The following is a 13011-nucleotide window of genomic DNA, read 5'->3' as shown; positions in this document are numbered from 1 at the left end:
ACATGATTCAACAAGAATCACGTTTAAAAGTTGCTGACAACTCTGGTGCTCGTGAAGTACTAACTATCAAAGTTCTTGGCGGTTCAGGCCGTAAAACTGCAAACATTGGTGATGTCATCGTTTGTACAGTGAAACAAGCAACACCAGGTGGCGTTGTTAAAAAAGGTGACGTTGTTAAAGCTGTAGTTGTTAGAACAAAAAGCGGTGTTCGCCGTAATGACGGTACTTACATTCGTTTTGATGAAAACGCATGTGTGATTATTCGTGATGATAAAGGTCCTCGTGGTACTCGTATTTTCGGACCTGTTGCGCGTGAACTTCGTGACAACAACTTCATGAAAATTGTTTCATTAGCTCCAGAAGTATTATAAATCTAAATCAAATTGCCTTTAAGGAGGTGCGCACAGATGCATGTAAAAAAAGGTGATAAAGTTATGGTCATCTCTGGTAAGGATAAAGGCAAAACAGGTGTTATCCTAGCAGCTTTCCCTAAACAAAGCCGAGTGCTAGTTGAAGGAGTAAACGTTGTTAAGAAACACGCTAAGCCATCCCAAGTGAATCCGCAAGGCGGAATCATCAGCCAAGAGGCACCTGTTCATGTATCAAACGTTATGCCTGTTGACCCTAAGTCTGGTGAACCAACTCGTGTAGGCTACAAGACGGTTGATGGCAAAAAAGTACGTGTAGCAAAAAAATCCGGTGAAGTTCTAGATAAATAGTTAATAGAAGAAGGGAGGTACTATGAATGAACCGCCTAAAAGAAAAACACAGTAAAGAAATTACACCTGCTCTAGTGAGCAAGTTCAACTATAGTTCAGTAATGCAAGTTCCAAAGCTTGAAAAAATCGTTATCAACATGGGTGTCGGTGATGCAGTTTCAAACTCAAAAGCATTAGATAATGCTGTTGAAGAACTAGCACAAATCACTGGACAGAAACCACTTGTGACACGTGCGAAGAAATCAATCGCTGGCTTCCGTCTTCGTGAAGGCATGCCGATCGGTGCTAAAGTTACACTACGCGGTGAGCGTATGTACGAATTCTTTGATAAATTAGTATCGGTTTCTCTTCCACGTGTACGTGACTTCCGCGGTATTTCTAAAAAGTCTTTTGACGGCCGTGGAAACTACACACTTGGTGTGAAAGAACAATTAATCTTCCCTGAGATTGATTACGATAAAGTAAGCAAAGTTCGTGGTATGGATATCGTTATCGTAACTACAGCTAATACTGATGAAGAAGCTCGTGAACTTTTAACTCAATTTGGAATGCCATTCCAAAAGTAATCGCTAAATAGAGGGAGGCGAAAACGTGGCTAAAAAGTCAATGATTGCGAAGCAAAAACGCACGCCTAAATACAAGGTACAAGAATATACACGCTGCGAGCGTTGCGGCCGTCCACATTCTGTATACCGTAAATTTAAGCTTTGTCGTATTTGTTTCCGTGAATTAGCATATAAAGGTCAAATACCTGGTGTGAAAAAAGCTAGCTGGTAAAACCCAAAGTTGGGAAGGAGGTAAAAACAATGGTCATGACAGATCCAATTGCAGATTTGCTTACTCGCATCCGTAATGCGAATATGGTTCGTCACGAAAAATTAGAAGTTCCTGCTTCTAATATCAAGAAAGAAGTTGCTGAAATCCTTAAGCGTGAAGGATTCGTGCGTGATGTTGAGTTTATCGAAGACAATAAGCAAGGCATTATCCGCATTTTCTTAAAATACGGTGCAAACAACGAGCGCGTTATTACTGGTCTTAAGCGTATCAGTAAGCCTGGTCTTCGTGTATACGCAAAAGCTGATGAAGTACCTCGTGTACTTAACGGTTTAGGTATCGCACTAGTTTCTACTTCTCAAGGAGTTCTTACAGATAAAGAAGCTCGCGCTAAACAAGTTGGCGGAGAAGTACTAGCATACGTTTGGTAATAGAGTTTCTTAATGAATGGAGGTGCAATAAATGTCTCGTATAGGTAAAAAACCAATCGAAATTCCATCTGGTGTAACTATTACAATTGATGGAGCAGCAGTTACAGTTAAAGGTCCTAAAGGTGAACTTTCTCGTTCATTTAACCCTGATATCGAAGTGAAAGTGGAAGAGAACATCATTAACATTGTTCGTCCATCTGAATCTAAAGAGCACCGTGCTCTACACGGAACTACTCGTGCATTGATCGCTAACATGGTTGAGGGAGTTTCCAAAGGCTTTGAAAGAGGTTTAGAGCTTATCGGTGTCGGTTACCGTGCTCAAAAACAAGGGAAAAAGCTAGTGTTAAACGTTGGTTATTCTCACCCTGTAGAAATCGAGCCTGAAGAAGGTCTTGAAATCGAAGTACCATCTAATACAAAAGTTATCGTTAAAGGAACTAACAAAGAACGTGTTGGTGCTTTAGCAGCTAACATCCGTGACGTTCGTCCTCCAGAGCCTTACAAAGGTAAAGGGATCCGTTATGAAGGCGAATATGTGCGCCGTAAAGAAGGTAAAACAGGTAAGTAATGCCGCTTAGGTAAACGAAAGGAGTGACCGAAATGATTACGAAGGCTGATAAAAATGCAGTTCGTAAAAAAAGACATGCACGTGTTCGTGCAAAGCTTTCTGGAACTGCGGTTCGTCCTCGTTTAAATGTGTTCCGTTCAAACAAACACATTTACGCTCAATTAATTGATGATGTAAACAAAGTAACGATTGCAAGTGCGTCATCACTTGATAAAGATGTTAACCTTGATTCTACAAGCAATGTTGATGCAGCTGTTAAAGTTGGAGAACTAGTTGCAAAACGTGCTGTTGAAAAAGGAGTTAATTCTGTAGTATTCGACCGTGGAGGATACCTCTATCATGGCCGCGTAAAAGCATTAGCTGATGCTGCACGCGAAAACGGGTTGGAATTTTAATAGACAAAGGAGGGACACAAAAAGATGCGTCGTATTGATCCAAACAAACTTGAACTTGAAGAGCGCGTAGTTACGGTTAACCGTGTTGCGAAGGTTGTTAAAGGTGGACGTCGTTTTAGATTCTCTGCTCTTGTAGTAGTAGGTGACAAAAACGGTCACGTTGGCTTTGGAACTGGTAAAGCACAAGAGGTGCCGGAAGCTATCCGTAAAGCAATTGAAGATGCGAAGAAAAACCTAATCGAAGTACCTATGGTTGGAACTACAATTCCTCACCAAGTAATCGGTCATTTCGGTGCTGGCGAAATTCTTCTAAAACCTGCATATGAAGGTACTGGAGTTATCGCTGGTGGTCCTGTCCGTGCGGTTCTTGAGTTAGCTGGTGTTGGCGATATCCTTTCTAAATCTCTAGGAACAAACACACCAATTAACATGGTTCGCGCTACATTGGACGGACTGAACCAATTAAAACGTGCTGAAGACGTAGCAAAACTACGTGGTAAATCAGTAGAAGAACTGTTAGGATAAGGAGGGAAATCAGATGGCGAATAAACTAGAAGTGACCCTCACTCGCAGCGTGATTGGCCGCCCACAGGACCAACGCGAAACAGTTAAAGCCCTTGGCTTGCGTAAAATGCACCAAACAGTTGAGCACCAGGATAATGCAGCAATCCGCGGTATGATCAATAAGGTAGCTCACCTTGTTACGGTTAAAGAAAACTAATTATCACTCTTCTATAAAATAAGGAGGTGCCAACATGAAACTTCATGAATTAAAACCTGCAGAAGGTTCTCGTCAAGAACGTAAGCGTAAAGGTCGCGGAATCGGTTCTGGTAATGGTAAAACTGCTGGTAAAGGTCATAAAGGTCAAAACGCACGTTCAGGCGGCGGTGTACGTCCTGGTTTTGAGGGTGGTCAAACACCTTTATTCCAACGCTTGCCAAAACGCGGATTTACAAACATCAATCGTAAAGATTATGCTGTTGTAAACCTTGACGCCCTAAACCGCTTCGAAGACGGAACTGTGGTTTCACCAGAGCTTCTAATTGAAACTGGTGTAGTCAGCAAAGAAAGAGCAGGAATCAAAATTCTTGCTAAAGGCAAAGTTGAGAAAAAGCTTACAGTTAAAGCTCATAAATTCTCCTCTGCTGCAAAGGAAGCTATTGAAGCTGCCGGCGGTCAAACAGAGGTGATTTAATGTTTAAGACAATCTCCAATTTTATGCGCGTGGGTGATATAAGAAACAAGATTATATTCACCCTTTTAATGCTGATTGTTTTTCGCATCGGTACGTTCATACCTGTGCCAGGTGTGAATGCCGATGTACTGCAAGCACAGGATTCACTAAATGTATTTGGTGTGCTGAATACATTTGGCGGCGGTGCACTTCTTAACTTCTCTATTCTTGCTATGGGGATCATGCCGTATATCACAGCATCAATCATTGTGCAGCTTCTGCAAATGGATGTTGTGCCTAAATTTACGGAATGGTCTAAGCAAGGAGATGTTGGGCGCCGTAAGTTAGCACAGTTTACTCGCTATTTTACTATCGTGCTTGGATTTATCCAGGCTCTTGGTATGTCTTATGGGTTTAATAACCTGGCAGGCGGTATGCTAATTGAGAATACTGGTATAGGTTCATACCTGCTTATTGCAACAGTATTGACCGCTGGAACTGCATTTTTAATGTGGCTGGGCGAGCAAATTACTGAAAAGGGAGTAGGAAACGGAATTTCCATTATCATTTTTGCTGGGATCGTTGCTGGTATTCCAAATATCGTCAATCAGATCTATGCACAGCAATTTGAAAATGCGGGTGACCAGTTATTCCTTCGCATCATTACAATGGTGCTGATCCTTATTGCAGTTATTGCTATAATCGTTGGTACAATTTTCATCCAACAGGCTTTAAGGAAAATTCCTGTGCAATATGCAAAACGGGTATCTGCAGGCAATGCTTCTGCTGGTATGCAAAACACACATTTGCCATTGAAAGTTAACGCAGCTGGAGTTATTCCAGTAATCTTCGCTGTTTCATTTATTGTTACGCCAAGAACAATTGCGGGCTTCTTTGAGTCAAATAGTGTTACAGATTGGATAATCACTGTATTTGATTACACAGAGCCAATTGGTATGGTAATCTATAGTGCGCTGATTATTGCATTTACGTATTTCTATGCTTTCATTCAAGTTAACCCAGAGCAAGTCTCTGAAAACTTAAAGAAGCAGGGCGGTTATGTACCAGGGATCAGACCTGGTAAAAATACGCAGGAATACTTAACACGCGTTCTCTACCGTTTAACATTTGTTGGTGCATTATTCCTTACCGCGATTTCAATTGTGCCGATGTTTTTCATTAATATCGCAGGATTACCAGAATCAGCGCAAATTGGAGGAACAAGCTTACTAATTGTTGTCGGTGTTGCACTTGATACAATGAAGCAGCTTGAGTCACAGCTTGTTAAACGTCATTATAAAGGCTTTATAAAATAATCTGGTTAAAGGGGACGTGTGTTCCCTATAACCATTTTCAGACTAGGGGGTAATTCACTTGAATCTAGTATTAATGGGGCTCCCTGGTGCCGGAAAAGGTACACAAGCAGAGAAAATTGTCCAAAAATACGGCATCCCTCATATTTCCACAGGAGATATGTTCCGCGCAGCCATTAAAGGAGAAACGGAACTAGGCCTGCAAGCTAAATCGTTCATGGACAAAGGCGAACTCGTTCCTGATGAAGTTACGATCGGCATTGTACGCGAGCGTTTAAGCGAATCAGACTGTGAAAAAGGGTTTTTGCTTGATGGGTTTCCAAGAACGGTACCTCAAGCGGAAGCACTTGAAAACATCCTTTCTGAACTAAACAAAACAATGGACTATGTTATTAATATTGATGTAGATCAAGAGATCTTGATGGAGCGCCTCACTGGCCGCAGAATCTGCAAAAGCTGCGGAGCTACTTATCATCTTGTATTTAATCCTCCTGCTAAGGAAGGCGTATGCGACCGTTGTGGCGGAGAATTATATCAACGTGCAGATGATAATGAAGAAACTGTGAAAAATCGCCTTGATGTTAATATTAAACAAACAAAGCCATTACTTGGTTTTTATGAATCTAAAGGCTATTTACGCAATATTGATGGCCAGCAAGAGATCGGTAAAGTATTTTCTGATATTGATGTTCTACTCGGAGATTTGTCTAAATGATTATTTGCAAAACCGAGCGAGAAATTGCGATTATGCGTGAAGCCGGAAGAATTGTTGCACTGACGCACGAGGAACTGAAAAAGCATATTGCCCCTGGAATAACTACGAAAGAGCTTGATAGAATTGCTGAAAGCTTTATAAAAAAGCATGATGCATTTCCGTCATTTAAAGGCTATAACGGGTTTACAGGAAGTATATGTGCTTCAGTAAATGATGAACTTGTTCATGGTATTCCTGGTGATCGGGTCTTAAAAAATGGCGATATTATCAGCATCGATATTGGCGCCAAATATAACGGTTATCATGGTGATTCTGCCTGGACGTATGCTGTCGGCCGCATTGATGATGATACGAAACGCTTATTAGACGTAACGGAGCAGTCATTATATACAGGCCTTAAAGAAGCGATTCCAGGAGAACGGTTATCGAACATCTCTCATGCGATTCAAACATTTGCGGAATCAAATGGTTTTTCTATTGTACGTGAGTATGTCGGGCATGGGATAGGGCAAGACTTACATGAGGAGCCGCAAATTCCACATTATGGTCCCCCGAATAAAGGACCTCGTTTAAAACCGGGCATGGTACTTGCTGTCGAACCGATGGTAAACGCCGGAAGCCGCTATGTGAAAACGCTGGCTGACCAGTGGACCGTTGTTACGGTTGATGGATCTAGATGTGCTCATTTTGAGCATACAATAGCGATCACAGAAACAGGTTATGAAATTCTAACAGTCATTTAGACATAAGGTTTCATGAAAAAATTCTGGACAATTTGCGTTCAAAAAGAATTTTCTCTTTTTACAAGACGTAAACATAGTCAGTATGCTATAATTATAAGGTTGTTGATTGGTTGTACTGATTTTAATCGGCAGCCATAAGCAGGACAATAATTTAGTAACTCTTCAGGTTTGGAGCAGATCTTTTAGAAACCTGACCGCGTAGTTTAACAAAGAAAAGCTAATGTCTTAGGTTAATCTAAGCATTTAAGATTTCGTATTTTGATTAAGAAGGGAGACGCGTTCGATGGCAAAAGACGATGTAATCGAGATAGAAGGCACAGTAGTTGATACTTTGCCAAATGCAATGTTTAAGGTAGAATTAGAAAATGGTCATACAGTGTTAGCTCATGTGTCCGGTAAAATTCGTATGCACTTCATCCGTATCTTACCTGGAGATAAAGTAACTGTTGAGCTTTCTCCATATGATTTAACTCGTGGAAGAATCACATATCGCTTTAAGTAATCATTGCGCTCCGTACTATTAAGGAGGTTAGGATAATGAAAGTAAGACCATCAGTTAAGCCGATCTGCGAAAAGTGCAAAGTCATCCGCAGACGCGGCAAAGTAATGGTTATCTGTGAAAACCCTAAACACAAACAAAAACAAGGTTAATAACAAGGAGGTGCGCGTATAAATGGCACGTATTGCTGGTGTAGATGTACCACGTGAGAAACGTGTGGTTATCTCATTAACTTATATCTATGGTATTGGTAGAAATACTTCTTCAAAGATTCTTGCTGAAGCTGGTGTATCTGAAGACACTCGCGTTCGCGATCTAACAGAAGATGAATTAAACAAAATCCGTGAGCAAATCGACAAGTTAAAAGTTGAAGGTGATCTTCGTCGTGAAATTTCACTTAACATCAAACGTTTAATGGAAATCGGAAGCTACCGCGGTCTTCGTCACCGTCGTGGATTACCTGTTCGTGGACAAAACACGAAAAACAACGCACGTACACGCAAAGGTCCTCGTAAGACTGTAGCGAACAAGAAGAAATAATCTGTAAAGGAGGTACTTTAAATGGCTCGTAAAACTAACACACGTAAACGCCGTGTCAAAAAGAATATTGAAAATGGTATTGCACATATCCGTTCTACTTTCAATAACACAATCGTAACTATTACAGATGCACATGGAAATGCTCTTTCTTGGTCAAGTGCTGGGGCTTTAGGGTTCAGAGGTTCTCGTAAATCCACTCCTTTCGCAGCACAAATGGCAGCTGAAACAGCAGCTAAAACTTCCATGGAGCATGGTATGAAATCTTTAGAGGTAACTGTTAAAGGACCTGGTGCAGGTCGTGAAGCAGCTATTCGTGCTCTTCAAGCTGCAGGACTTGAAGTTACTGCAATTAGAGACGTAACTCCTGTTCCGCATAACGGATGTCGTCCACCAAAACGCCGCCGTGTATAATTTTACTGTATAGATTTTGTATCCTTGTCTATAATGGGATATGATACAATTTTCGTTTTTATACAGAATAATTATTCCAGTTGTTGTGCACAAAACGGGAACGTATACATGGGGGAATTTCGGTTAGAAAAACTAGCCGGGGTTTCGACGTTTTGAAGGAGGGTATATTTTGATGATCGAAATAGAAAAACCAAAAATCGAAACGGTTGAGATCAGCGATGATGCCAAGTACGGGAAGTTCGTCGTAGAGCCACTAGAGCGTGGATATGGTACAACTCTGGGTAACTCCTTACGTCGTATTCTTTTATCCTCACTCCCAGGTGCCGCTGTCACATCGATCCAAATTGATGGGGTACTTCATGAGTTCTCAACAATTGAAGGCGTCGTAGAAGATGTAACATCTATCATTTTAAACATTAAGAAGCTAGCACTGAAAATCTACTCCGATGAAGAAAAAACACTTGAAATTGATGTGCAAGGCGAGGGTGTTGTTACAGCAGCGGATGTCACGCATGACAGTGATGTAGAGATTCTGAATCCAGATCTTCATATCGCTACACTTGGTTCAAATGGCCATTTACACATGCGCTTGACTGCAAAACGCGGAAGAGGCTATACGCCTGCTGTCCAAAACAAACGCGAAGATCAGCCGATCGGTGTGATTCCGATTGATTCGATCTATACACCAGTTGCTCGTGTCTCCTATCAAGTAGAGAATACACGTGTAGGGCAAATGACTAACTATGATAAGTTAACATTCGATGTTTGGACTGACGGAAGTACAGGTCCTCAAGATGCGGTTGCACTTGGAGCGAAGATCTTAACTGAGCATTTAAATATCTTTGTCGGTTTAACTGATGAAGCACAAAATGCTGAAATCATGGTTGAAAAAGAAGAAGATCAAAAAGAAAAAGTACTTGAAATGACTATTGAAGAACTTGATCTTTCTGTTCGTTCTTATAACTGCCTAAAGCGTGCAGGCATCAACACTGTTCAGGAATTGGCTAACAAGACTGAAGAAGATATGATGAAGGTTCGTAACTTAGGAAGAAAATCACTTGAAGAAGTGAAACATAAATTAGAAGAGCTTGGTTTAGGCTTGCGTAAAGACGATTGATCATAAGCAAGTTTTTACAGCTCGGGGAATGACTTCAACAAAGGAGGGAAACTCTCATGGGATACAGAAAGTTAGGACGTACTAGTGCTCAGCGTAAAGCGATGCTACGTGACTTAGCAACAGACTTAATCATCAATGAGCGTATTGAAACAACAGAAGCTCGTGCAAAAGAACTTCGTTCAGTTGTTGAAAAAATGATCACTCTTGGTAAACGTGGTGACCTACACGCACGTCGTCAAGCTGCTGCTTTTATCCGTAATGAAGTTGCAAATGCTGAAGAGAACCAAGATGCTGTTCAAAAATTATTCAGCGATGTTGCTTCTCGTTACGAAGAGCGTCAAGGCGGATACACTCGTATTATGAAACTTGGACCTCGCCGCGGTGACGGTGCTCCAATGGTAATCATCGAGTTAGTATAATAAAACCTTAGCGAATGAACAGACTTAGTCTCTTGACTGAGCTGTTCGACGCACAACAACAAGTGGGGCGCTGGACAGTTTAAGTACAAACTTGTTCTTTGCCCCCTTTTTGTAAATGGGCTTGCTTCCTGTTATTGCTAAGCCCAGCAATAAGCCAATCTGAGTGTTATGATGAGCGTGTGTTTAGCTTACTTATGTAAGCTACTGTAAAAAATAATGAAAGCAGCAGGGCTTTATAAATAGCTCATAAAGTTAAACTTGGCATATCCCTCGTTTAATTCTTTCTTTCGCGACTCGTCTAGCTCGTTGCATCTCCTCCACATAGCTTTAGCGGACAAACAGGATGGCCTGTTTTGGAGGGGATGCAGGCTTTATTTTAATCAAATTGTAAGCAAAGATTTAAAGTAGCTGCATCATGAGCTTTAAATAGGGAGGCAGCATGATTCTACACGCTTAGAAATTCATGTAGATACTGTTACTATGTGAAGTACAAGCTTAAATATGCTATAGTCTTACTATTCAAGCTCGCCAAGTTGGCGGGTTTTTTGTTTTAATAAATTATATATTTGCAAATAAAGTTGTTTTTGTATACGGTAAACTACACATACGTACACAGCCATGGCGAGCTCTTATCAGAACTTGTCATGCAACAAGCGAGGATAGCTGAGAATAGAAGAGATTAGAAAGGCTGAGAGGAGCGTATTTGGATGAATGAACTTGTCCGTTTACAGGATATTTCTTTTCAATACGATGAGGAGGCAGATTATGCCTTAAAAGGAGTATCTTTTTCTATATATGAAGGAGAATGGCTTGCAATTGTTGGTCATAATGGTTCGGGTAAATCAACATTGGCCAAGCTGTTAAATGGGCTGCAATATGCACAGGAAGGAACGATTTCTGTAGATGGCATGCTGCTTTCAGAGGATACCGTTTGGGAAGTCCGCAAAAAAATTGGCATGGTTTTTCAAAATCCAGATAATCAGTTTGTAGGAACAACTGTGCAGGATGATGTGGCTTTTGGTTTAGAAAATCATGGAGTGGCACGAGAAGAGATGGTGGATCGAGTTAGACATTCACTAGAAAAGGTCAAAATGGACCAGTTTCTTGATCAAGAGCCGCACCATTTATCAGGCGGTCAGAAGCAGCGAGTAGCCATAGCGGGTGTCATAGCGCTGAGACCCAATCTGATCATTTTGGACGAAGCAACCTCCATGCTTGACCCTCGAGGCCGAGAGGAAGTTTTGGATACTGTCAGAGAACTTAAGCAGGATCATCAGATGACTGTTATTTCTATCACACATGATCTAGAGGAAGCTGCAAAAGCGGACCGGATCATTGTCATGAACAAAGGGAAACTGTACAGAGAAGGCTCGCCTGCTGAAATTTTTCAAATGGACGAAGAACTTGTACAGCTGGGGCTTGATATTCCTTTTCCAGTTAAGATGAGCAAGCTGTTTAAGGAAAAAGGAATACCGTTGACGAAGTATCATTTAACAGAAGAGGAGTTGGTGAATGAGTTATGGACATCACACTCCAAAATGTAGAATACCGTTATCAGGCAAATACACCGTTTGAACGGCTTGCGATTGAAGATGTTTCAATTGATTTGCCGGCAGGTACTTTTTTAGCGCTCATTGGTCATACAGGCTCAGGGAAATCTACCGTACTGCAGCACTTAAATGCGCTGATTAAACCAACAAAAGGTACTGTAAAGATTGGTGATACAACCATCACACCTAATAAAAAACAGAAGAACCTGAAGCATGTGCGTCAAAGGGTAGGCATTGTTTTTCAATTTCCAGAGCATCAGCTTTTTGAAGAAACCGTTGAAAAAGATATTTGCTTTGGTCCCATGAACTTTGGTGTATCCGAACAGGAGGCAAAGGCGAGAGCCCGCCGCGCAATCCAGCAGGTAGGACTGTCAGAAGAAATCTTATTAAAGTCGCCTTTTGAGCTTTCAGGCGGACAAATGCGGCGTGTCGCTATTGCCGGTGTACTGGCAATGGAGCCGGATGTAATTGTTCTTGATGAGCCAACTGCCGGTCTTGATCCAAGAGGAAGACAGGATATTATGAATATGTTTGCCTCCCTTCACCAGGAAAGAAACCTTTCTACTGTGCTTGTGACACATAGCATGGAGGATGCTTCCCGTTACGCCGATCAAATTGCCATTATGCATAATGGCAAGGTCGAAAGGAAGGGAACACCTGCAGAAATTTTCTCAAATCCTGAAAGGCTGCTGGAACTGGGACTCGATGTTCCTGAGGTTGTGAATCTGCAGCATAAGCTGGAGTCTGCATTTGGAAGAAAGTTTGCGAAGACGTGCTTATCTATGGAAGATCTCGCTGAAGAGGCAATGAAGCTTTTGAAGGGAGGAGATTCTTTATGATGGAAAAAATGATTTTTGGACGCTATGTGCCGGCACAATCTATTATCCATCGGATGGACCCCCGCTCAAAGCTGATTCTCATTTTTTTGTTTGTCTGTGTTGTCTTTATTGCTAATAATGTCTATACGTATGCTGCACTCATTATCTATACATTTGCTATGATCCTGTTATCAAAAGTGCCAGTGCGATTTATTATAGCAGGATTAAAACCGGTCTTTCTGCTTGTTATTTTTACGCTGATCCTGCATTTGTTTTTAACACGGGAAGGTGCCATCATTTTTGAGCTTGGACCGATTACCATTTATGAAGAGGGACTTAGACAAGGGATTTTCATCTCATTGCGTTTCTTTTTGTTAATCTTAATGACTTCAATTTTAACGTTAACGACCACGCCGATTGAAATAACGGACGGTCTTGAAACATTGTTAGGTCCTCTTAAGAAGGTGAAGTTTCCGGTTCATGAGCTGGCCTTAATGATGTCGATTTCTCTCCGCTTTATTCCGACCCTTATGGGAGAGACAGACAAAATCATGAAAGCACAAACCGCACGTGGTGTTGATTTTTCAGGCGGTCCAATCAAGGAGAGAGTAAAAGCAGTGATTCCTCTATTGATTCCCCTGTTCGTCAGCTCCTTTAAAAGAGCGGAGGAGCTTGCTACCGCTATGGAGGCACGAGGCTATCGCGGCGGTGAAGGAAGAACAAAATATAGACAGCTAAGCTGGAGAATAACGGACACAATGATGCTGCTTCTGCTGGCAGCTCTATCAGTCATTTTAATCCTGCTGAGAACATAATGGAGCTTG

General features: G+C 41.5%; 22 protein-coding genes. All 22 read left to right on the top strand.

Annotated elements, in window-relative coordinates; genetic code table 11:
- The first annotated feature begins 2 nt into the window (after window positions 1-2).
- The 22 genes from rplN (at window position 3) to A6754_RS00225 (ending at window position 13002) form a co-directional block, all read left to right on the top strand.
- Complete coding sequence (gene rplN / locus A6754_RS00330) at window positions 3-371, top strand: 50S ribosomal protein L14 (RefSeq protein WP_066441555.1); 369 nt, start codon at window positions 3-5, stop codon at window positions 369-371.
- A 36-nt stretch (window positions 372-407) separates the two neighbouring features.
- Window positions 408-719, top strand: coding sequence for a 50S ribosomal protein L24 (gene rplX, locus A6754_RS00325; protein WP_066441552.1), 312 nt, complete (start codon window positions 408-410; stop codon window positions 717-719).
- 26 nt (window positions 720-745) lie between these two features.
- Window positions 746-1285, top strand: coding sequence for a 50S ribosomal protein L5 (rplE, locus tag A6754_RS00320; protein WP_066441549.1), 540 nt, complete (start codon window positions 746-748; stop codon window positions 1283-1285).
- Between the two features lie 25 nt (window positions 1286-1310).
- A complete protein-coding gene (gene rpsN, locus A6754_RS00315) occupies window positions 1311-1496 on the top strand; it encodes a 30S ribosomal protein S14 (protein WP_009499044.1) in 186 nt (61 codons plus the stop codon).
- Between the two features lie 29 nt (window positions 1497-1525).
- A complete protein-coding gene (rpsH, locus tag A6754_RS00310) occupies window positions 1526-1924 on the top strand; it encodes a 30S ribosomal protein S8 (protein ID WP_066441538.1) in 399 nt (132 codons plus the stop codon).
- Between the two features lie 31 nt (window positions 1925-1955).
- Window positions 1956-2492, top strand: a complete 537-nt coding sequence (rplF, locus tag A6754_RS00305; RefSeq protein WP_066441537.1) for a 50S ribosomal protein L6 — start codon at window positions 1956-1958, stop codon at window positions 2490-2492.
- Between the two features lie 32 nt (window positions 2493-2524).
- On the top strand, window positions 2525-2887 hold the full coding sequence (rplR, locus tag A6754_RS00300) for a 50S ribosomal protein L18 (protein ID WP_066441536.1): 363 nt from the start codon (window positions 2525-2527) through the stop codon (window positions 2885-2887).
- A 24-nt stretch (window positions 2888-2911) separates the two neighbouring features.
- Window positions 2912-3412: a 30S ribosomal protein S5 gene (gene rpsE, locus A6754_RS00295; RefSeq protein WP_066441535.1), complete on the top strand. Its 501-nt coding sequence runs from the start codon at window positions 2912-2914 to the stop codon at window positions 3410-3412.
- A gap of 13 nt (window positions 3413-3425) precedes the next feature.
- Window positions 3426-3608: a 50S ribosomal protein L30 gene (rpmD, locus tag A6754_RS00290; RefSeq protein ID WP_066441532.1), complete on the top strand. Its 183-nt coding sequence runs from the start codon at window positions 3426-3428 to the stop codon at window positions 3606-3608.
- Window positions 3609-3642: 34 nt separating this feature from the next.
- Window positions 3643-4083 (top strand): 50S ribosomal protein L15, encoded by a 441-nt coding sequence (gene rplO, locus A6754_RS00285; protein ID WP_066441530.1) that lies wholly within the window; start codon window positions 3643-3645, stop codon window positions 4081-4083.
- Window positions 4083-5378 carry a preprotein translocase subunit SecY gene (gene secY, locus A6754_RS00280; protein WP_066441528.1) on the top strand — a complete coding sequence of 432 codons (1296 nt, stop codon included), beginning with the start codon at window positions 4083-4085 and terminating at the stop codon, window positions 5376-5378. The genes rplO and secY overlap by 1 nt, the downstream gene beginning before the upstream one ends.
- A gap of 58 nt (window positions 5379-5436) precedes the next feature.
- Window positions 5437-6090, top strand: coding sequence for an adenylate kinase (locus A6754_RS00275; protein ID WP_066441526.1), 654 nt, complete (start codon window positions 5437-5439; stop codon window positions 6088-6090).
- Entirely contained in the window at window positions 6087-6833 is a 747-nt protein-coding gene (gene map, locus A6754_RS00270; RefSeq protein WP_066441523.1) for a type I methionyl aminopeptidase, read from the top strand. Before A6754_RS00275 ends, map begins: the two co-directional genes overlap by 4 nt.
- A 283-nt stretch (window positions 6834-7116) precedes the next feature.
- The gene (gene infA / locus A6754_RS00265) at window positions 7117-7335 is read left to right on the top strand and encodes a translation initiation factor IF-1 (protein WP_009336604.1); all 219 of its coding nucleotides are present in this window, start codon (window positions 7117-7119) and stop codon (window positions 7333-7335) included.
- Window positions 7336-7370: 35 nt separating this feature from the next.
- Entirely contained in the window at window positions 7371-7484 is a 114-nt protein-coding gene (rpmJ, locus tag A6754_RS00260; protein ID WP_000868344.1) for a 50S ribosomal protein L36, read from the top strand.
- A gap of 22 nt (window positions 7485-7506) precedes the next feature.
- A complete protein-coding gene (gene rpsM, locus A6754_RS00255) occupies window positions 7507-7872 on the top strand; it encodes a 30S ribosomal protein S13 (RefSeq protein WP_066441520.1) in 366 nt (121 codons plus the stop codon).
- Window positions 7873-7893: 21 nt separating this feature from the next.
- On the top strand, window positions 7894-8283 hold the full coding sequence (gene rpsK, locus A6754_RS00250; RefSeq protein ID WP_066441517.1) for a 30S ribosomal protein S11: 390 nt from the start codon (window positions 7894-7896) through the stop codon (window positions 8281-8283).
- 172 nt (window positions 8284-8455) lie between these two features.
- The gene (locus tag A6754_RS00245; protein ID WP_066441514.1) at window positions 8456-9400 is read left to right on the top strand and encodes a DNA-directed RNA polymerase subunit alpha; all 945 of its coding nucleotides are present in this window, start codon (window positions 8456-8458) and stop codon (window positions 9398-9400) included.
- A 56-nt stretch (window positions 9401-9456) separates the two neighbouring features.
- Window positions 9457-9819, top strand: a complete 363-nt coding sequence (rplQ, locus tag A6754_RS00240) for a 50S ribosomal protein L17 (RefSeq protein WP_066441511.1) — start codon at window positions 9457-9459, stop codon at window positions 9817-9819.
- 707 nt (window positions 9820-10526) lie between these two features.
- Window positions 10527-11363, top strand: a complete 837-nt coding sequence (locus tag A6754_RS00235; RefSeq protein WP_066441509.1) for an energy-coupling factor ABC transporter ATP-binding protein — start codon at window positions 10527-10529, stop codon at window positions 11361-11363.
- Window positions 11339-12208 (top strand): energy-coupling factor ABC transporter ATP-binding protein, encoded by an 870-nt coding sequence (locus A6754_RS00230; protein ID WP_066441506.1) that lies wholly within the window; start codon window positions 11339-11341, stop codon window positions 12206-12208. The genes A6754_RS00235 and A6754_RS00230 overlap by 25 nt, the downstream gene beginning before the upstream one ends.
- Entirely contained in the window at window positions 12205-13002 is a 798-nt protein-coding gene (locus A6754_RS00225; protein WP_066441503.1) for an energy-coupling factor transporter transmembrane component T family protein, read from the top strand. Before A6754_RS00230 ends, A6754_RS00225 begins: the two co-directional genes overlap by 4 nt.
- Window positions 13003-13011 lie beyond the last annotated feature (9 nt).

The sequence above is a fragment of the Cytobacillus gottheilii genome, from assembly GCF_001636345.1.
Lineage (GTDB): Bacteria > Bacillota > Bacilli > Bacillales > Cytobacillaceae > Cytobacillus > Cytobacillus gottheilii.
The sequence above is the reverse complement of the archived record's forward strand: the minus strand, read 5'-3'. Positions and strand labels throughout refer to the sequence as shown.